Here is a 19,750-nt window from a genome sequence, read left to right on the forward strand (position 1 = left end):
CGGCGCCGGGGTCCATGCCGGTTACTCGGCGATACATCCGGGTGAACCGCCGGCGGGTGTCGCGAGCGAACGCATTAGTACCCGTAGTGGCCAGGGCCTGCTCGACGGCGTCGTTGATGCCCAAATTCAGGATCGTGTCCATCATGCCGGGCATCGACTGAGTGGCGCCCGAGCGCACGCTGACCAGCAATGGAGGCGAACCCCTACCGAACGTGCGCGAGGTCTCGGCTTCCAGCCAGCGCATCCGCTCCAGCACGTCATCCCAAATCGCGTCCATGGTCGGTTCTGGTTCAGCCAGATAACGCTCACCCACCTCGGCGGTGATGCAGAAGGCGGGCGGTACTGGCAAATCGAGCCGGCGCATGGTGTCGATGCCGTGGCCTTTGTTTCCGACTACCACTCGCGGACGAGATGTCTGGCCGTCCAGCACGACCACGGTGTCACCCGGGGTGCGTCCAGAGATGCCCGTGGCTCGTGGGAAACGAGTCGTGGTGCACCCCCTCGTATTCTTCGGCAAACTCGCAGACCGCCCGCTATGTTTCCACATCGATCACTGGTGGCGGCGGCTTGCTGCTCCTGTTGAGAGATCGGCCGGATGATTTAGGTTTGCATCCATGACTCCCTACGATGTCGGGTTGCTGTTCCTTCGGTTGGTGCTGGGTCTCACACTCGCCGCGCACGGCTACAACAAGTTCTTCGGCGGCGGCCGGATACCAGGCACCGCGCGCTGGTTCGAGAGCATCGGCATGAAGCCCGGGAGACTTCATGCGACCGTAGCCGCGATCACCGAGTTGTCTGCGGGTCTTGGGCTGGCCGCCGGATTGTTCACTCCGATTCCGGCGGCGGGATTTGTCTCGCTGATGTTTGTCGCGGCCTGGACCGTCCACTGGTCCAACGGCTTCTTCATCGTCAAGGAAGGCTGGGAGTACAACCTGGTCCTGGCCGGTAGCGCCGTTTCCGTCGCCACCGTGGGCCCCGGTCGGCTCAGCTTGGACTGGCTGATTTTCGGCAAGAACTGGTTCGATGGCTGGGCCGGCTTGGTGCTCTCGTTTGGGCTTGGCCTTGCCGGCGCCGTTGGCCAATTGCTGATCTTCTACCGGCCGCCGGTCAAACAGGCGGGATAGTCCGTCGCGGGCAGCCGATCGCCTGGCGCCCCAAAAAGAGCTACCTGACAGCGGCTGCAGAGTTTTGGGCTGCCATCGCCTCGGCTGCTGCGCGCTCGCCGGAGCGAATGGCGCCGTCGACCCAGCCACACATGATGGCCGAGCTTTCGGTTCCGGCCCAATGGATCCGCCCGCAGGCTGGGCGCAATGCGGGGCCGTATTCAGTCAGCACACCTGTCGGTGTGTGACTGATCATCCCCCCACCCGAATACCGGTCGGTGGTCCAGTTCTGCTCGTGATATTCGACGACCGACTTAGCCTTGTCGCCGAACCGCTCGACGAGTTCGCCTATGATCGCTGCCTTGCGCTCGGCAGGGTCGAGTCGAGTGAGCCGGCGTGCGGCTGGTCCCTCGGTGATGGCGCACATTATCCCCGGGTTCCCAGTGTCCGTGCAGGCATCGATGGTGAGGGTCGCGGCCGTTCCCGGCGCGGCGGATTGCCCGGACAACCCGTCCGCACGCCAGAATGGCTCGTCGTAGACCACCGAGGTCTTGATGACCGCGCCTCCGGGCATCCGCTGATGCAGAAATGACCGATCCACGGGCAGCATCGGCTCGTAGCTGATCGAGCTGGCGATCGCCATCGGAATCGAGACGACGACCCGGTCCGCTCGTATTGCCAGGTTGTGGGAGTCGATCGTGACCCCGTCAGCATCCTGCGTGATGCGCCGAACTGGCTGGTTGAGATGCAGCGTATCGCGCAGTTCGGCTGCTATGGGTCGGTAGATGGCGCCCATCCCGCCGACCGGGCGCGCATCCTGGGCGCCGCCCTTCCCAGAAATGACAAACGTCGGACCGCCGCCGGATGCCATCTGCAGCAGCATCCACAGCGTTGACACTTCCGACGGCGCCGAGGTGTAGGGCCCGGCCAGCGCCATGTCGAGCATTTCGCGGGCCGGTTTGGACATCACATTGGTCTCGAGCCACTCTGCGATGCTGGTCCGGTCCCACTCGGCGGCGTGCTCGGCCTCCCAGGGAGCCTCGAGCGGGATCGTTTTGCACATTTTCTCGACGGTCATCAGACCGATGCCCAGGTTGGTGACCGCCCAGGGGCTCATCGTCCACGGCAGTCTGCCGCCATAGCGGTGCTGCTTGCCCTCGACGATCATCATGGCGTCACCGTCGTTGTGCTGCTTGTACTCCGCGACGCCGAACTCTTCCATCATCGCGTAGAGCCGGTCCTGTCCTGGTCCGATCCAGGCGCCGCCGCGATCGATCCACACCCCGTCGTCTCGGGTCACGGTGAAGGTGCGACCGCCGACCCGGTCCCGGGCCTCCAGCACGGCCACCGAATGACCCGCTTGTCTCAACCGCAGCGCGGCCGTCAAGCCGGCGAATCCGGCTCCCACCACGCAATAGTCGACCGCTGTCATGCCCGACTCCTCCAATGACCCCTGCTGCCCCAGAGGCAAGCTACACCGATTGCGCGACATCGAATCGGGTTCAGCGGATTTGACAGGTTTGATCCGGTTGTCCGCGGAAGAATTAGGCATCCGGGAGCCGGCGATCTGGTCGACTACTACTCGATGCCGCACAAGCTGAAAGCCCTCCGCTGAACAGGTGCTCCGGTGCGGCCCAGTTGAACTCGCGACAGGGCCGCCGGTCGACGCGTTGCTCGCCGGCCCGGCAGGCCCGAAGCCGTCGGGCCGCGGCGATACCGCCTCTGACGATCACCACGGCCGGCGGGGCGAGCCGCCATGGGTGGAAGAATCGCACGCGAACGTCAACCCACATCGCTATAAGGCGTTCTACTCTGTGCAACCATGGGATTTCTCCAGCCCCAACTGCCGGACATCGACATCGCAGCGTGGAGCAAGGGCTCCCGCAGCGAAAAGATCCGCCCCATGGCCCGCCACTGGGCCGAAGTCGGTTTCGGTACACCGGTGCTACTGCACCTGTTCTATGTGCTAAAGATCCTGCTCTACATCTTGGGTGCCGGGCTGATCGTGTTGACCACCAAGGGCATCGATGGATTTACCAACGTCAAGTCGTGGTACGCAGAGCCGATCGTGTTCGAAAAGGTTGTGCTGTACACGATGCTGTTTGAAGTCGTCGGGTTGGGTTGCGGTTTCGGGCCGCTGAACAACCGGTTCTTCCCGCCGATGGGCTCGATCCTGTACTGGTTACGGTTCGGCACCATCCGGCTGCCACCCTGGCCTGGCCGCGTCCCGCTGACCGAAGGCACCAAACGCAAGCCGCTGGACGTCGCGCTGTATGCACTGCTGCTGATCATGTTGCTGGCTGCACTGTTCACCGACGGCACTGGCCCGGTGCCGGAACTGGGCACGAGGGTCGGCCTGCTACCGACGGGGCAGATCATGCTCGTTCTCTTGCTGCTCGGGTTGCTCGGGCTGCGCGACAAGGTGATCTTTCTGGCCGCGCGCGGCGAGGTTTACGGCGCACTGACGGCGACGTTTCTGTTCGGCGGCATAGATATGATCGTCGCCGCCAAAGTGGTATTCGTGGTGATCTGGGTGGGCGCCGCCACGTCCAAGCTGAACAAGCATTTTCCCTTCGTGATCTCCACGATGATGTCCAATAACCCGCTGTTTCGGCCGCGGTTCCTCAAACGGATGTTCTTCGAGAAGTTCCCCGACGACCTGCGGCCCGGGCTGCTGTCCCGAATGCTGGCCCATGTCAGCACTTTCATCGAAATGGTGGTGCCCGTGGTGCTGTTTTTTTCGCACGGCGGCTGGCCGACGACAGTGGCCGCGATCGTGATGGTGTGCTTCCATTTAGGCATCTTGACGGCGATCCCGATGGGGGTGCCGTTGGAGTGGAACGCCTTCATGATCTTTGGCGTACTGTCGCTGTTCGTCGGTCATGCTCGTTTCGGTCTAGCCGATGTGAAAAACCCGGTGCCGGTGGCGATCCTGTTCGCCGTACTCGCGGGTACCGTCATCCTTGGCAATCTGTTGCCACGTAAGATCTCGTTTCTTCCCGGCATGCGCTATTACGCCGGCAACTGGGACACCACACTGTGGTGTATCAAGCCGTCGGCCAGCGACAAAATCAGCCGGGGCATCGTGGCGATCGCCAGCATGCCGGCCGCGCAGCTGGAGCGCTTCTACGGCAAGGACAAGGCGCAAATCCCGATGTACCTCGGATATGCGTTCCGTGCCATGAACACGCACGGGCGGGCGCTGTTCACCCTGGCGCACCGAGCTATGGCCGGGCACAACGAAGACGAGTACGTCATCACCGACGGGGAGCGGATCTGCAGCACCGCCATCGGGTGGAATTTCGGCGACGGCCACCTGCACAACGAGCAACTGATCGAAGCGATGCAGCAGCGCTGCCGCTTCGAACCCGGCGAGGTGCGCATCGTGCTGCTCGACGCGCAGCCGATCCACAAGCAAACCCAGGCGTATCGGCTCGTCGACGCTGCCAGCGGCGAGTTCGAGCGCGGCTACGTCCGGGTGGCCGACATGGTGACCCGCCAGCCCTGGGATGACGACATTCCCGTCCACGTGGTAGGCGAATAGGTGCGGCGAGCGTGACGTCACTGCGAGAATTCGAGCTGAAACTCGCAGTGACGTCACGCTGGTGAGAACGCTAGGCCTCCGCGCGGACCTCCCGGGCCGCGGCGATCATATTGCGCAATGACGCGCTGACCTCATCGACATTGCGTGTCTTGAGGCCGCAGTCGGGATTCACCCAGAGCCGCCCGGCCGGAACAGCTTGCAGCGCAGCACGCAACGACTCGGCCATCTCCTCAGTGCCCGGCACCCGCGGTGAGTGGATATCGTAGACACCCGGGCCCACACTGGCGGCGAACCCGATCGCATTGAGATCGTCGAGCACCTCCATGTGTGAGCGCGCCGCTTCGATCGACGTCACGTCGGCATCCAAATCTGCTATCGCGCCGATGATTTCACCGAATTCTGAGTAGCACAGGTGGGTGTGGATCTGCGTCGAGTCGGCCACACCCGAGGTCGCCAACCGGAAAGCCCTTACCGCCCAGCGTATGTACGCATCCTGGTTGGCGCGACGTAGCGGCAGCAGCTCACGCAACGCCGGCTCATCGACCTGGATGACCGCGATACCTGCGGCTTGCAGATCCATCGTCTCATCCCGGATGGCCAGCGCCACCTGGTTAGCGGTATCGGTCAACGGCTGATCATCCCGAACGAACGACCACGCCAGTATCGTGACGGGCCCGGTCAGCATGCCCTTAACCGGCCTATCGGTCAGGGACTGCGCGTAGGTGATCCAGTCGACCGTCATCGGGTGCGGCCGGGCGACATCGCCGTACAGGATAGGTGGGCGTACGCACCGGCTGCCGTAGGACTGCACCCAACCGTTCTGCGTGGCGAAGAAGCCCTGCAGTTGCTCGGCGAAGTATTGCACCATGTCGTTGCGCTCCGGCTCGCCGTGCACCAGTACATCCAGCCCGAGCTGCTCCTGCAGCGCGATGACGTCGGCGATCTCAGCCCTCATCCGGCGCACGTACTCGGTGTGGTCAATATCCCCGGCCCGCAACGCCTGACGCGCGTTACGGATCGCCGCGGTCTGCGGGTAGGAGCCGATGGTCGTGGTTGGCAGCGGCGGCAGGTGCAGGCGCGCGTCCTGGCTGTCGCGGCGGGCGGCTGCGTCGCCGCGATGAGCACCGGACGCGATGATTGAGTCGATGCGGGCCCGGACCTGCCCATTGTGCAGACGCGGGTCGCGTTGCCGCGACGCCACCGCCGCGTTGGACGCCGCGATCTCGTCGGCGACCGCCTCCCGCCCTTCGCGTAACGCACGCGCCAGAACGACTACTTCCCTTACCTTTTCGGCGCCGAACGCCAGCCAGCTGCGCAAGTTGTCGTCCAGGTCGGTTTCGGGTTCCAGCGAGTACGGCACATGCATGGTGGAGCACGAGGTCGAGACCGCGACCGTGCCCGCCGAACCCAACAGCGTCGCCAGCCGGCTCAGCGCTGCCTCCAGGTCGGTGCGCCAGATATTGCGTCCGTCAACGACGCCGGCCACCAGCGTCTTGCCGGCTAGCTCGGGCGCCCCAACCAGCGACGCGACGACGGTGTCCGCTCCGGCCACCAGGTCGACGCCGATGGCTTCCACCGGAGTGCGGGCCAGGGCTGCCAGTGCCGCACCGGGATCGCCGAAGTAGGTGGCGACGTGAATGGCCGGCCTGTTGCTCAGCGACCCCAGCGCGGTGTACATGCGCTCGGCCAACGCTGGCGCGTCGGGGCAGCTGTCGGTTACCAGTGCCGGCTCGTCAAACTGAATCCACTCGGCGCCGTTACCGGCGAGCAGCGACAGCAGTTCGGAGTATATGGGAACCAGCTCCCGGAGGCGTTCGATAGGCGGTGCAGCGCCGTCTACCGCCTTGCTCAGCAACAGGAACGTGACCGGCCCGATGACCACGGGGCGGGCGGGCATGCCAAGCTCCTGCGCCTCTTTGAGCTCGGAAAGCACCTTGTCGGGGTTCAATGTGAAGGTGGTCGACGGCCCTAGCTCCGGCACCAGGTAGTGGTAGTTGGTGTCGAACCATTTCGTCATCTCCAGCGGCGCGATAGCGGAGTTACCGCGCGCCGCGACGAAATACCGGTCCAGCTCGTCGGAGACCGCGCTCACCCGCGCGGGCAGCGCGCCCAGCAGCACCGCGGTGTCAAGCATCTGGTCGTAGTAGGAGAAGGTGTTGACCGGCACCGAGTCCAGGCCGGCGGCAGCCAGGCCGGCCCAGGTGTCGCGACGTAGAGTCGCGGCGACGGACTCCAACTCCGATCGGCTGGTGCGTCCGGCCCAGTAACCCTCGGTCGCGCGCTTGAGTTCGCGGCGCGGGCCGATACGGGGGGAGCCGGTAATGGTTGCGGTGAACTTCTGAAAATTACGTGCGGTCACAGGCGTGCCCTTCAATCGACGGTGTGGTCACCGCCCGCGGACGCGCAGCCGATCCAGCCGCAGTGCACCACCGCAACTGGTGCGGCCAAACGCCCATTCCACGAGGCGATGAGCCGCCGGACGCGGCGCGCCCGGCGCAACTGGCAGGTCTTCGGACTCGCAGGCGCGCACCGGCTGGTGCTCTGCCCGGCCGACCTCGCAAGCGACCCAATTGGGCCGTTGAGGAGCCGGGCAGGGTTTCTAGTGGCCGTCGCTTCCCAGTCCAGAATCTGCGCGGACCAGTGCTGTTGACGGCGTTCGTTCCTGCATACCGCTGCGGGACAGTTCCGGACTCTCACCGGATTCCCTCTCACGACGCATCGCCAAGACGCCTCGCTCGATGCCGACGCCGTATGGCACAGCGACAGCAGACCAGCTGCGGGGTTCAGATTACGCTGCCGACGAGAACCGCAGCGACCGGGACGTTGCCCGGCAACGTGATGTCGGGTTCCTGGGAGCATTGGCTGGCGGTGGCCCGACGGCTCCGGGCCGGCTTCGTCGGTGTGCAGGGCGCCGCTTTGTACGGCGCCGACACCCCGTTCGGCGGCCATAAGGACAGTGGCGTGGGCCGCCAGAACGGGACGCCGGGTTCGACCAGTACATCCAGATCAAGGCGGTGGGCCACCCGGCGGCTTTGCATGTTGCCCCGGCCCAACTGTCCTGATTGCCTCCGCTCCAATCGTCCTCTTGATGAGATCCGGGAATCGCCCGGATGATCATCGGGACAAGGAGGACAACATGCCGCAATACGCCGCACTCACCTACACCAGGGATGTCGACTGGTCGGCCCCGGAGCAGGCCGCTGACATGGCCGAATATATGAAGTTCGGCCAGGAACACGCCGCTGCTATTCGTGGTGGCACAGCGCTGTATCCGACGTCTACCGCCACCACGGTTCGGGTTACCGGTGCCCGTGGCGGCGACGTCGTCACCAGCGACGGCCCCTACGCCGAGACCAAGGAGGCCTTGACCGGCTTCTACCTCATCGAAGCTGCCGACTTGGACGAGGCGCTGCGGATCGCTGCCGAAATACCGGCCGCCTGGGACGGCGCTGTCGAAGTGCGTCCCATCATCGAATTCGGTTGATGGAAGCTGATTCTGCACTCGCTCAGACCGTCCGGATGGAGGGAGCCCGCATCCTGGCGACCCTCATCCGGACGGTCGGCTCGCTGCAGATCGCCGAAGACGCGGTGCAGGAAGCGGCACTGCGCGCGCTGCGGGACTGGCCCCGCAACGGGGTGCCGGGCGAGCCGCGGGCCTGGCTGACGGTAACTGCGCGCCGGGTTGCGATCGACTTGTTGCGCCGCGAGGGCGCTCGAGCACACAAGGAGCGTGCCAGCGTGGAACTCGCGATACCCGACCCCCCGCCCGACAGCGTGGTAGCTGACGACCGGCTGCGGCTGATCTTCACCTGCTGCCACCCCGCGCTGGCGCTGGAGGCTCAAGTCACCCTGGCGCTGCGGACCCTGTGTGGTCTGTCGCCGGCGCAGATTGCGGCGGTGCTGCTGACCAGTGAAGCGGCCGTGGCCAAGCGCCTGACCCGGACGCGGGCCAAGATCGCTCGTGCCCGCATCCCCTACCGTGTTCCGGCCGACCAGGACCTGCCGGAGCGCCTGGCGGCCGTGTGCGCGGTGCTACACGCGTCCTACACGATCGCCCACACTGCCGCCTCCGGCGACCGGCTGACCGATATCGACGGAACTCGGGAGGCGTTGCGGTTGGCGCGGTTGGTGCAGGAGCTGATGCCCGACGAACCAGCACCGATGGCGGTCTTGGCGCTGCTGCTGTTGACCGAATCCCGGCGCGCCGCGCGGCTGGACGACGCCGGAGACCCGGTCCCGCTGTCCGAGCAGGACCGCTCGCTATGGGATGCCGCCGCGATCAACGAGGCATGTCAGCTGCTCGATGAATCGCTGCGCCGCACCGGCTCGGTCGCCGATCCCTACCAGCTCCAGGCCGCGATCGCCGCCGAGCACGCCCGGGCCGCGTCATATGAAAGCACCGATTGGGCCGAGATTGTGCGGCTCTACGATCTGCTGTTGTCGGTGCAGCCAAGTGCTCCCGCGGCACTGGCTAGGGCGGTCGCCGTCGCTGAAAGCGGTGGGGCCGCAGCGGGCTTGCAGGCACTGGCACAACTTGAACCCGATCCGCGCTGGCACGCCGTACGGGGTGAACTGTTGGCGCGTCAGGGCAGATTCGCTGAGGCGGCAGCGGCGACGCGGGCGTCGTTGACCGATGGGGTGACCGTACCGGAGCGCCGCTACCGCGAGCGGCGCATCGCCGAATGGTCGGCACAACGTTAGGAGAGTCATGGCTGGATCGTCTCAGGTCGATGTGGTGAGCGAGATTTCGATAGCCCGACCGCGCCCAGAAGTGGCCGCATATGCGTGTGACCCGGACAACGCCACCGCATGGTATGCCAATATCAAGTCGGTGCACTGGAAGACGCCCAAGCCGTTGGACGTCGGATCGCAATTCGCCTTTACCGCAAAGTTTCTCGGCCGTTGCCTGAGTTACACCTATGAGGTGGTGGAGCTGGCGCCGGCTAGGAAGTTCGTGATGCGCACCGGGGAAGGGCCGTTTCCGATGGAGACGACCTACCTATGGGCAGATGGCCCGAATGAAACCACGACGATGACCCTGCGCAACCGCGGTGAGCCATCCGGGTTTTTCGGAATTGCAGCGCCCGTTCTGGCGAAGGCGATGAAGCGGGCCAACGCCAAAGATCTGGCCCGGCTCAAGGCGATTCTCCAAGCTCACTAGAGCCTTGGTTGGCCACCCGCCCATCGCCCTCCCAACCCGTTGGTTGACAATCGAGTCAACTCAACGTGTCAAAGGAGACATTCTCATGGCTGAAGCCGTCATCGTCGAGGCTGTACGTTCACCCATCGGCAAGCGCAACGGCGGGTTGTCCGGGGTGCACCCGGCTGACCTGTCAGCGCAGGTGCTCAACGGGCTGGCGCACAAGGCCGGCATCGACCCCGAAATCGTCGACGACGTCGTCTGGGGGTGCGTCATGCAGGCCGGTGAACAGGCCCTCGACATCGCCCGCACCTCGCTGTTGGCCGCTGGCTGGCCCGAGACCGTACCCGGGGTGACCGTGGATCGCCAGTGCGGGTCCAGCCAGCAATCCGTGCACTTCGCCGCGGCCGGGGTGGTGGCGGGTCATTACGACGTGGTCGTCGCCGGTGGTGTCGAGTCGATGTCGCGGACCCCAATGGGCGCGTCGCTGGCAAACGGCGGGCGGCCCTATCCCGAAACCTTTTTGACCCGCTACGACGGCGCGATTCCCAACCAGGGCCTGGGTGCGGAGATGATCGCCGAGCGCTGGGGACTCGACCGCCTCACGCTCGACGAATTCTCGCTGGCATCACATGAAAAGGCAGCAGCCGCACAGGATTCCGGCGCCTTCGACGACCAGATCGTGGGCATCCAGGACCAGGACGGCAATAGCGTTCTCAAAGATGAGGGCATCCGACGCGGCACCCCGATGGAGAAGATGGCGTCGCTGAAGCCGGCTTTCAAAGAAGCCGGCCTGATCCACGCCGGCAACTCCTCGCAGATCTCCGACGGCTCGGCCGCATTGCTGTTCATGTCCGCCGGGAAAGCCAAGGCGCTGGGGCGCAAGCCCATCGCCAAGGTGCACTCGGTGGCGCTCGCCGGGGCGGACCCGGTCATCATGCTGACCGCGCCCATCCCGGCCACCCAAAAGCTGCTGCAGCGGGCCGGGCTGTCCATCGATGACATTGGGGCCTACGAGGTCAACGAAGCCTTCGCGCCGGTACCGCTGGCCTGGTTGCGTGATATCGGCGCCGACGAAAAGAAGCTCAACCCGAACGGCGGCGCGATCGCGCTCGGCCACCCGCTCGGCGGCTCGGGCGCGCGTCTAATGACCACACTGCTCTACCACATGCGGGACAAGGGAATTCGCTACGGCTTGCAGACGATGTGTGAGGGCGGCGGCCAGGCCAACGCCACCCTCCTGGAGCTGTTGTGACAGTCGGTGATGGCCCGCCGGCCGTGCTCGTCGAGCGGCGCGGCACCGTCATGGTCATCACCATCAACCGGCCCGAAGCGCGCAATGCGGTTAACGGTGCGGTCAGCATCTCGGTCGGGGATGCGCTCGAAGCGGCACAGCACGACGCTGACGTGCGAACCGTGGTGATCACCGGCTCCGGCGACAAGTCGTTTTGCGCCGGCGCTGACCTCAAAGCGATATCCCGCCGAGAGCACATCTATCACCCCGAGCACGCCGAATGGGGCTTCGCCGGCTACGTGCACCACTTCATCGACAAGCCCACCATCGCCGCGGTCAACGGCGCCGCCCTGGGCGGCGGCACCGAGCTGGCGCTGGCCAGCGACCTGGTGGTGGCCCATGAGCGGGCCACGTTCGGGCTGCCGGAGGTCAAGCGCGGACTGATCGCCGCTGCCGGCGGAGTCTTTCGGATCGTCAACCAGCTGCCCCGCAAAGTGGCGATGGAATTGCTGTTAACCGGCGAGCCGATCACCGCCTGCGACGCCTGGGAGTGGGGACTGGTCAATCAGGTCGTCACCGCTGGCTCGGTGCTCGATGCTGCCTTGGCGCTGGCCGCTCGAGTGACCGCCAACGCGCCGCTCTCGGTGCAGGCCAGCAAACGGATCGCGTACGGGGTCGACAATGGCGTAGTCACCGACGAGCAAGCGGGCTGGGAGCGCACCGTGCGGGAAATGAGTTCGCTGATCCGATCCGAGGACGCCAGGGAGGGGCCATTGGCGTTCGCTGAAAAGCGCGAGCCGGTCTGGAAAGCGCGCTAGCGTCGCCGAGGACCCCCGGGGTCGCAACTGCCACACCAGTCTTTGTGCTGGCCCGGCCTCCGTTTTGCCCACCTCTGCGCGACAGCGTCGGTTGTCGCGCAGAGGTGGGTACCGCGAGCAGTCCCTCCTTGCGAGACCAATGTGACAGATGTGGCCAACCTCAACCGGGAGGTCTCACTGCGCCAGCATGTTGACTCCCCGCCGGAAAACCGGGGGGAGTAGCGCACCCGCCGGCACGATGGCCCGGCGCGCCACCGCCGGGGTGCTGGCCAGCACCAGACCGCGGGTAAGCCACCGGTAATTGCGCGTAACCCGGTGCCACGCAGCCTCATACGACGCCGGCGAGTTGTCCACGATGGCCCGCACCGCGGCGGCCGCCTGCCTGACGGCCAGGCTGATCCCTTCTCCCGTCAGGGCGTCCTCGTACCCGGCCGCATCGCCGACCAAGAGCACCCGTCCGGCGACGCGCCGCGAGACCACCTGTCGCAGCGGGCCGCAACCGCGTGCCGGTCCGGGTGTCGCGCCGCCCAGCCGCTCGGCCAGCCAGGGGAACCAGTCGATTTCAGGACGCTGCCGGGACAAGATCGCCACGCCGACCAAGTCCGGTTCCACCGGTGTCACGTACGCCTCACCCCAACGGGACCAGTGCACCTCCACGAAATCCGACCAGGCCGGCACCCGGTAATGCCAGCGCACGCCGTAGCGCCGCGGGGTGCCCGCGCTCGCCCTGATTCCGACCGCGCGCCGCACTGCCGAATGCAGTCCATCGGCTGCCACCACCCATTTCGCGCGCACACCGCCGGCCGTCACACCAGCTGCGTCTTGCGCGACGCTGGTTACCCGGGCGCGTAGCCATTGAGTGTCTTGCTCTTTGGCCCGTGCCGTTAGTGCCGCGTGCAACGTAGTGCGGCGCACTCCGCGGCCGGGGCCGGCGCGAAACCGCGCCTCGGCCCGGCGCTGAGCGCTGACATAGGCGATGCCCTGAAACGGCATCCCGACCGGGTCTACGCCAAGTGCCTTCAGCTCGGCCAGACCACCGGGCATCAGTCCCTCGCCGCAGGCCTTGTCGATAGGGCTTTCCCGAGGATCGACGACGATCACCGAAAGTCCTTGCTGGCACGCGTATAGCGCCGCGGCGAGACCTCCGGGGCCGCCGCCGAGGATCAGCAGGTCGGTGTCGTAGGTCATGTGTAACCCAAAGCGGCGTTTTCCACCCGCAGCCGCACCCTCAGCAAGAAGGCGTTGGCCACCGTGAAGCCGAGCGCGGTCACCCATGCGGTGTGCACCAGCGGCAGCGCGAACCCCTCGGCCACCACCGCGACATAGTTCGGGTGGTGCATCAGCCGGTAAGGCCCGCGTCGTATCAGCGGCTGGTGCGGCAACACGATCACCCGGGTATTCCAGTGGCGGCCCAGGGTTGTCACGCACCACCAGCGCAACCCCTGGCTCAGCGCCAGCACAGCCACCATCGGCCAGCCCAGCCACGGGATGAACGGCCGATGTAGTGCCCACGGCTCGACGACGGAGCCCAGTAGCAGCGCTGTGTGCAGAAACACCATCACGGCGTAGTGTCGGCGGCCAAACTCCTTGCCGCCCTGGGCGAAAGACCAGCGGGCATTACGCTGGGCGACCACCAGCTCAGCCAGGCGCTCGATGACGACAGCCAGGATCAGCAGGTAGTACACCGTCCTACCGCCCGCGCAGCGCCGAGCGTCCCGCTAGGCCTGGCCCAGTGATCCTGTCCATTGGGTAGTCACGTTACTGCTGCGAAGTTGGTTCAGGTGCGGGGGCTGGACGTGCTGACCTCGAAATCCGCGTGAGTCCCCGACGGGCGCCAGACCCCACGTCTGGCAGTTTGCGCGGGCCGGGACTACCGGCCGCACCAGCGTTGCCCGACGCGCCGACCTGCCCGAAAGCCGTTGCGCTGCCGACGTCGTCAGGCCGCTACGGTGGATGTCATGCGCATTCTGGTAACCGGTGCTACCGGCTACGTGGGATCCCGTCTCGTCACCGCGCTGCTCGCGGACGGCCACGAAGTCTCGGCTGCCACCAGGGACCCGGCCCGGCTCAAACGCTTAGGTTGGTTTGACGACGTCACACCGGTCCAGCTCGATGCCGCCGACCGCGCGTCAGCACGGGCAGCTATGAAGGCCGCTGGTCGCGTTGACGTGGTCTATTACCTGGTTCACGGGATTGGCCAACCCGGCTTCCGCGACAGCGACAAAGCCGCAGCAGCCAACGTAGCAGTTGCCGCCCGGGAGGCGGGCGTGCGGCGCATCGTCTACCTGGGCGGCTTCGTTCCTGACGACCCCGAAAACAGTGCGCTGTCACAGCACCTGACCAGCCGAGCCGAAGTGGCCACGGCCTTGACCGTCGCGGACGGTCCGGACCTGGTCTGGCTGGGCGCGGCGACCATCATCGGCGCCGGCTCGACATCATTTGAGATGCTGCGCTATGTCGGAGACCGGTTCCCGCTCATCCCGGTGCCCTCCTGGATGGACAACCCGATCGACCCGATATCCATCCGCGACGTGTTGCACTACCTGGTGGCCGCGGCCGACGCTGACCGAGTGCCGCCGGGTGCCTACGACATCTGCGGCCCGGACACCACCACGTACCACCAGCTGCTCAAGACCTACGCACGGATTTCTGGCCGGTGGCACGCTGGGGTGCCGGTGGGCAGGCTCAACACCGGCATAGCGTCACGGATTACGTCCCTCGCGCTGCCCGTCCCCGCCGGTTTGTCCGCGGACTTGGTCCAGTCACTGGACCACCCGATGCGGGCCTCGGGCACTGGCCTGCGAGACCTCGTGCCCGACCCACCTGGCGGCCGGCTTGGCGTGGCGGAGGCCATCGCGCTGGCCTTGGCGCACTCCGCGCACGCCCCGGCCGCGCCCGTCAACGCCCTGGCCGATCCTCATCGTCTCGCTGACTCCGATCCTGGCTGGGCCGGAGGCGACGCGCTACGCATCCGGCGGCTGGCGCGGTCGGTGACACCACCGGTTGCGCGGCCTACTCTGCTGTTGTTGAACAGTGTCCCCGGCCCGCTGGCCGGCGCGCTGCGAACTAGTCTGGACATCCTGATCGCCCTGACTCCGAAAGTCATGCCCGCATGAGCCAATCCACCGCCCGCCCCAGCGCGATCGCCGACATCCGCCGCGCGATCACCAACGTCGCCGTGCCGCATCATGAGGCGCCTCCGGTGGTGTTGCGCCGGCGCATCATCGTCGCAGTGGTGCTGGTGATTGGTGCGGTCGTCATGGGGCTGTCCATGAGTCGCCGCCCGGGCGAGCCGACTTTTTATTGGCTGACCCTGACCCTGGCTGCGGTGTGGGCCACCGGGGCCCTGGCCTCGGGACCCTTGCATCTGGGCGGTATCTGCTGGCGTGGGCGCAACCAGCGCCCCGTCATCACCGGCACCACCCTCGGTCTGCTTCTGGGTGGCGTGTTCTTGCTGGGCGGATTGGTCGTCAGACAGATTGCCGCCGTGTCCGCGTTGACCGTCCGCGTCCTGCAATTTGCCGATCACGGGTCGCTGCTTGTGGTGCTGATCGCCCTGATCAACGGCGTCGCCGAGGAGATGTTCTTCCGCGGCGCGCTCTACACCGCACTGGGACGGATCTATCCGGTGATGGTTTCGACTGTCGTCTACATAGCGGCCATCATGGCCAGCGGCAATCCGATGCTCGGATTCGCCGCCGTCATCCTGGGCGGGGTGTGCGCATGGGAGCGGCGTGCCACCGGAGGTGTGTTGGCGCCGATTTTGACCCACGCGGTGTGGGGCCTGATCATGGTGCTCGCCCTGCCACCACTGTTCGGCGTCTGACCGACCTAACCGAGCGACGCGATGTCGTGTGCGAGTGCGCGCAGCGCGGCCGCGTAGAGGGGCCGCAGCAGCAGCCAATACAGTCGGCCGGGGATGCCTCGGGGATAGAAGATCGCTCGCTGGGTGTATCTCTTGGCATCCGTGGTCAGCTCCAGCCACGCTGGTCCCGGTAGCCGCGTGTCGGCGCTGAGGCGCAGCGTTGTGGAGCGGCGCTCGGTCACCTGCCACCGTTGTGGCAAGTTGCGGCGTCGCCGAGCCAAGACGAAGGAGTACCAGCGACGGCCGTTGGCGGCGTGCTCGGCCGCCTTCCAGATGTCTTGGGGTGCTGCCGTAGTGACGGCGCTGCGGACATCGGTGTACACGATTTCGCCGGCCCATTCGGGGTCGCTGGGTAGCGGCTCGGCCGGCTCGGACCGTAGTGAGTCCCACGTTGCATCCGGTAGTCCCTGGGCGGCGCGCCTGAGTGCCAATGCGACCGCAGCTCGATAACTGCTGAGGCCGCCCGGCGGCGGGGCGACGATGGTGTCGATGTCCGTGTTGCGCATCACCGCGTCACACTCCAGCGACTCGATCAGTGGCCGGGCCAGGCCGGACGGGATTGGGGTGACAGTCCCCACCCACAGGCTGGCGATGCTGGGCGTCAGAAACGGCAGCACAACAAGATATCGCCGGTGCAAACCGGCTACCTCGGCGTAGATCCGCATCATGTCGCCGTATTCCAAGACGTCGGGGCCGCCGATGTCCCAGGTGCGTGAGGACGGCACCTCGACGGTGGCCGCAGCGACCAGGTAGTAGAGCACGTCGCGGATCGCGATGGGCTGGATTCGGTTGCGCACCCACTTCGGTGTGGTCATGACGGGCAACCGGTCGGTGAGGTGCCTGATCATCTCGAACGACGCCGAGCCTGATCCGACTACCACTCCGGCCTGCAGGACCACCGTTTCGATGCCCGATGCGATCAGCGCGTCACCCACGGCTTTGCGCGACTGCAGGTGTGGCGAGAGCTTGCTGTTCTCCGGATGCAAGCCGCCGAGGTACACCACACGCTTTACTCCGGTACGCCGCGCCGCGATCGCCACGTTGCGGGCGGCGCGGTATTCCTCAGCGGCGAAATCCGTTGCGGCGCCCATCGAATGGACCAGGTAATACACCACATCGATACCCTCGAACGCCGCGATCAACAAGTCGACATCGCCGAGGTCGCCCCGGGCCAGCTCGGCCCGCTCGCGCCACGGCACGTTCGCCAGCTTGCTCGGGTCGCGGGCCAACGCTCGAACTCGGTGGCCTTCGTCCAGCAGGCGTGGTATCAATCGGGCGCCGATGTAGCCGGTCGCTCCGGTGACGAGGCAGTGCGCGTCTGCGGGCACGTCTGCGGGCACCTTTCCAGCCGACATGGGTCTCCGTTCTGTCTGCACGCTATTCGGATCCGGCGCCGGAAGGGATTGCCGGTTCGGCTCGGTTCAACCCGGCCGCGGTCAGACGTCGGTGTAGCTCGGCGTGCGTTGCTGCCGGAATGCCCGCGCGCCCTCGGTGAAGTCGCGCGATCGCGGCAGCAGCGACTGGCCCTCGAGATTAAACATGTCCGCCCCACCCGAGGTGACCCGATTGCCGAGCTGGAAAGATGCGAACGGCGTCACAGCAGACGAGAGGTTGATCATGGCGGGACCGCTAAACGGGTTGCGGGTTGTCGAGCTGGCGGGGATCGGGCCCGGCCCGCACGCCGCGATGATGCTGGGGGATCTGGGTGCCGACGTGGTACGCATCGACCGCCCCGCAGCGGTTGCCGGGGGTGTCGCCAGCGACGCCATGCTGCGCAACCGGCGCGTCATTACCGCAGATCTGAAGTCCGACCAGGGACGCCAACTGGTACTCAACCTCGTCGCCAAGGCCGACGTGTTGATCGAGGGTTATCGCCCCGGTGTCACCGAGCGGCTGGGTCTGGGTCCCGAAGACTGCGCGAAGGTCAACGACCGGCTGATCTATGCCCGGATGACGGGCTGGGGCCAAACCGGGCCGCGCAGTCAGCAAGCCGGTCATGACATCAACTACATCTCGCTGAACGGCATCCTGCACGCCATCGGGCGGGTCAACGAGCGGCCGGTGCCGCCGCTGAACCTGGTCGGCGACTTCGGTGGCGGCTCGATGTTCTTACTGGTCGGCGTCCTGGCGGCGTTATGGGAGCGGCAGCGCTCGGGTAAGGGTCAGGTCGTTGACGCCGCGATGATCGACGGCTCCAGCGTGTTGGCGCAGATGATGTGGGCGATGCGGGCGACCGGCATATGGGCCGACGTACGCGGCACCAACATGCTCGACGGTGGTGCGCCCTATTACGACACCTACGAATGCGCCGACGGCCGTTACGTCGCCGTTGGCGCCATCGAGCCGCAGTTCTACGCCGCCATGCTGGCTGGGTTGGGGCTGGACGCCGCAGACCTGCCGTCGCAGAACGACATAACCGGCTGGCCCGAGCTGCGCGCGCTGCTGACCGAGGCCTTCGCCAAACATGACCGCGACCACTGGGCCAAGGTGTTCGCGGACTCCGACGCCTGCGTGACGCCGGTGCTGGCTTTCGGCGAGGTACAGACCGAGCCGCATATCACCCAGCGCAACACCTTCTACGAGGTGAACGGGGGACCGCAACCGATGCCGGCTCCCCGGTTTTCTCGCACCCCGCCGGGTGAGCCACGCCGCCCGGCGCCACCGCTGACTGACATACAAGCGCTGCTTGACGACTGGGAATAGCTTGGTTCCGTGCCGACCCGCCGCCGGGTAGCTGGAGGCGTGTCCGGGCCGCGGATCTGCCAAAACGTGGGCACGAATCTTTTCGAACCCGCAAGTGCATTGCCCTGGCCGGAGTTATGCTTCGGGCGGCCGATATTCGCTGGTGACGAGAGATGCCAAATCGGCATGACAGCGATAGTCATGGCGTATCGGGAGGTGTCAGATGTCGTTTGTTATCGCGGCTCCGGAGTTCATTGCGGCAGCAGCATCGGATTTGGCCAGTCTCGGGTCTACGATCGGCGCGGCAAACACGGCCGCGGCGGCCACCACGACGGCGGTGCTGGCCGCCGGCGCTGACGAGGTCTCGGCGGCAATCGCCGGGTTGTTCGGCGCGCACGGTCAGGCATATCAGGCGCTCAGTGCGCAGGCGGCGGCGTTTCACACGCAGTTTGTGCAGGCCCTGAGTGCCGGTGGGGGCGCGTATGCGGCCGCCGAGGCCGCCGCTCTGTCGCCGCTGCTCGACCCGATCAACGCGCAGTTCCTGGCGGCTACTGGGCGCCCACTGATCGGCAACGGCGCCAACGGCGCCCCCGGCACCGGAGCCAACGGCGGGGATGCCGGTTGGTTGATCGGCAACGGCGGAGCCGGCGGGTCCGGCGCGGCCGGCATCAACGGCGCGGCGGGCGGTAACGGCGGGGCGGCCGGATTCCTCGGCAGCGGTGGAGCCGGCGGGGCCGGCGGTACCGCCAGCACCGGGAATGGTGGGACCGGTGGAGCCGGTGGGGCCGCTGCGCTGTTCGGCGCCGGCGGCGCCGGTGGGGCCGGCGGCTCCGTGACGGGCCTCGCCGGTGGGGCCGGTGGGGCCGGTGGGGCCGGCGGCAACGCCGGGATGCTCTTTGGCGCCGCCGGCGTCGGCGGGGCCGGCGGGATGGGCGCCACCGGCGCTGGCGGGGCCGGTGGCGTCGGCGGGGCCGGCGGGCTGTTCGCCAGCGGCGGGGCCGGCGGAGCCGGCGGGCAAAGCTTCACTGGCGCCGGCGGGGCCGGAGGGGCTGGCGGGGCCGGCCAGCTGTTCAGTGCCGGCGGCACCGGCGGTGCCGGCGGACTCGGCATTCTCGCCACCGGCGGGGCCGGCGGGGAAGGCGGTGCCGGCGGGTTGTTCGGCGCCGGCGGGACTGGCGGCAGCGGCGGAGCGGGCGGAACCGGGGGTGCCGGTGGGGCCGGTGGCGACGCCGGCCTGCTCAGCCTTGGGGCCGCCGGTGGGGCCGGCGGCCCCGGCGGGCAAGGCTTTAGCGCTGCCCAGGCCGGCGGAATCGGTGGGGCCGGTGGCAACGGCGGCGCGCTCTTCGGCTCCGGCGGCGCTGGTG

General features: G+C 66.8%; 17 protein-coding genes, 2 pseudogenes and 1 riboswitch. Of the genes and pseudogenes, 12 read left to right on the plus strand and 7 right to left on the minus strand.

The window, feature by feature from the left end:
- A pseudogene (locus F0Q45_RS16180) lies at positions 1 to 436 on the minus strand (PEP/pyruvate-binding domain-containing protein); the annotation flags it as partial.
- A 178-nt stretch (positions 437 to 614) separates the two neighbouring features.
- Here F0Q45_RS16180 and F0Q45_RS16185 point away from each other — a divergent pair.
- Positions 615 to 1,124: a DoxX family protein gene (locus F0Q45_RS16185; protein WP_149654905.1), complete on the plus strand. Its 510-nt coding sequence runs from the start codon at positions 615 to 617 to the stop codon at positions 1,122 to 1,124.
- Between the two features lie 40 nt (positions 1,125 to 1,164).
- Here the strand turns inward: F0Q45_RS16185 and F0Q45_RS16190 are convergent, their stop codons facing one another.
- Positions 1,165 to 2,535, minus strand: coding sequence for a flavin monoamine oxidase family protein (locus tag F0Q45_RS16190; RefSeq protein WP_149654906.1), 1,371 nt, complete (start codon positions 2,533 to 2,535; stop codon positions 1,165 to 1,167).
- A gap of 390 nt (positions 2,536 to 2,925) precedes the next feature.
- Here F0Q45_RS16190 and F0Q45_RS16195 point away from each other — a divergent pair, with 390 nt between their 5' ends.
- Complete coding sequence (locus F0Q45_RS16195) at positions 2,926 to 4,647, plus strand: DUF3556 domain-containing protein (RefSeq protein ID WP_149654907.1); 1,722 nt, start codon at positions 2,926 to 2,928, stop codon at positions 4,645 to 4,647.
- 70 nt (positions 4,648 to 4,717) lie between these two features.
- Here F0Q45_RS16195 and metE read toward each other — a convergent pair whose 3' ends face one another.
- Entirely contained in the window at positions 4,718 to 7,006 is a 2,289-nt protein-coding gene (metE, locus tag F0Q45_RS16200; RefSeq protein WP_149654908.1) for a 5-methyltetrahydropteroyltriglutamate--homocysteine S-methyltransferase, read from the minus strand.
- Between the two features lie 140 nt (positions 7,007 to 7,146).
- A riboswitch (cobalamin riboswitch) is annotated at positions 7,147 to 7,372 on the minus strand.
- 98 nt (positions 7,373 to 7,470) lie between these two features.
- Between metE and F0Q45_RS16205 the strand changes: the two are divergent.
- The 6 genes and pseudogenes from F0Q45_RS16205 to F0Q45_RS16230 all read left to right on the plus strand — a co-directional run.
- A pseudogene (locus F0Q45_RS16205) lies at positions 7,471 to 7,709 on the plus strand (aldehyde dehydrogenase family protein); the annotation flags it as partial.
- A gap of 74 nt (positions 7,710 to 7,783) precedes the next feature.
- Entirely contained in the window at positions 7,784 to 8,131 is a 348-nt protein-coding gene (locus tag F0Q45_RS16210) for a YciI family protein (RefSeq protein ID WP_149654920.1), read from the plus strand.
- Complete coding sequence (locus F0Q45_RS16215; RefSeq protein ID WP_149654909.1) at positions 8,131 to 9,348, plus strand: RNA polymerase sigma factor; 1,218 nt, start codon at positions 8,131 to 8,133, stop codon at positions 9,346 to 9,348. The genes F0Q45_RS16210 and F0Q45_RS16215 overlap by 1 nt, the downstream gene beginning before the upstream one ends.
- Positions 9,349 to 9,355: 7 nt before the next feature.
- Positions 9,356 to 9,808, plus strand: coding sequence for an SRPBCC family protein (locus tag F0Q45_RS16220; protein WP_149654910.1), 453 nt, complete (start codon positions 9,356 to 9,358; stop codon positions 9,806 to 9,808).
- Between the two features lie 85 nt (positions 9,809 to 9,893).
- Positions 9,894 to 11,042 (plus strand): thiolase family protein, encoded by a 1,149-nt coding sequence (locus tag F0Q45_RS16225; RefSeq protein ID WP_149654911.1) that lies wholly within the window; start codon positions 9,894 to 9,896, stop codon positions 11,040 to 11,042.
- Positions 11,039 to 11,839, plus strand: coding sequence for a crotonase/enoyl-CoA hydratase family protein (locus F0Q45_RS16230; RefSeq protein WP_373425004.1), 801 nt, complete (start codon positions 11,039 to 11,041; stop codon positions 11,837 to 11,839). The genes F0Q45_RS16225 and F0Q45_RS16230 overlap by 4 nt, the downstream gene beginning before the upstream one ends.
- Before the next feature lie 174 nt (positions 11,840 to 12,013).
- Here F0Q45_RS16230 and F0Q45_RS16235 read toward each other — a convergent pair whose 3' ends face one another.
- Entirely contained in the window at positions 12,014 to 13,027 is a 1,014-nt protein-coding gene (locus F0Q45_RS16235; protein WP_149654912.1) for an NAD(P)/FAD-dependent oxidoreductase, read from the minus strand.
- Positions 13,024 to 13,524 (minus strand): isoprenylcysteine carboxyl methyltransferase family protein, encoded by a 501-nt coding sequence (locus F0Q45_RS16240; protein ID WP_149654913.1) that lies wholly within the window; start codon positions 13,522 to 13,524, stop codon positions 13,024 to 13,026. The genes F0Q45_RS16235 and F0Q45_RS16240 overlap by 4 nt, the downstream gene beginning before the upstream one ends.
- 273 nt (positions 13,525 to 13,797) lie before the next feature.
- Here F0Q45_RS16240 and F0Q45_RS16245 point away from each other — a divergent pair, with 273 nt between their 5' ends.
- Together F0Q45_RS16245 and F0Q45_RS16250 are read left to right on the plus strand one after the other, a co-directional pair.
- A complete protein-coding gene (locus F0Q45_RS16245) occupies positions 13,798 to 14,955 on the plus strand; it encodes an NAD(P)H-binding protein (protein WP_149654914.1) in 1,158 nt (385 codons plus the stop codon).
- The gene (locus F0Q45_RS16250) at positions 14,952 to 15,665 is read left to right on the plus strand and encodes a CPBP family intramembrane glutamic endopeptidase (protein WP_149654915.1); all 714 of its coding nucleotides are present in this window, start codon (positions 14,952 to 14,954) and stop codon (positions 15,663 to 15,665) included. Before F0Q45_RS16245 ends, F0Q45_RS16250 begins: the two co-directional genes overlap by 4 nt.
- 5 nt (positions 15,666 to 15,670) lie before the next feature.
- On the opposite strand, the gene F0Q45_RS16255 is transcribed toward F0Q45_RS16250, so the two are convergent.
- Together F0Q45_RS16255 and F0Q45_RS16260 are read right to left on the minus strand one after the other, a co-directional pair.
- Positions 15,671 to 17,059 carry a DUF2867 domain-containing protein gene (locus tag F0Q45_RS16255; protein ID WP_149654916.1) on the minus strand — a complete coding sequence of 463 codons (1,389 nt, stop codon included), beginning with the start codon at positions 17,057 to 17,059 and terminating at the stop codon, positions 15,671 to 15,673.
- Between the two features lie 81 nt (positions 17,060 to 17,140).
- Entirely contained in the window at positions 17,141 to 17,323 is a 183-nt protein-coding gene (locus F0Q45_RS16260; protein WP_149654917.1) for a hypothetical protein, read from the minus strand.
- Between F0Q45_RS16260 and F0Q45_RS16265 the strand changes: the two genes are divergently transcribed.
- Together F0Q45_RS16265 and F0Q45_RS16270 are read left to right on the plus strand one after the other, a co-directional pair.
- Positions 17,322 to 18,407: a CaiB/BaiF CoA transferase family protein gene (locus tag F0Q45_RS16265; protein ID WP_149654918.1), complete on the plus strand. Its 1,086-nt coding sequence runs from the start codon at positions 17,322 to 17,324 to the stop codon at positions 18,405 to 18,407. The genes F0Q45_RS16260 and F0Q45_RS16265 overlap by 2 nt on opposite strands.
- 202 nt (positions 18,408 to 18,609) lie before the next feature.
- Positions 18,610 to 19,750 (plus strand): PE family protein (locus F0Q45_RS16270; protein WP_149654919.1); only part of this gene is annotated, 1,141 nt, incomplete at its 3' end.

Source organism: Mycobacterium simiae, from assembly GCF_008370645.1.
Classification (GTDB): Bacteria; Actinomycetota; Actinomycetes; order Mycobacteriales; family Mycobacteriaceae; genus Mycobacterium; species Mycobacterium simiae_A.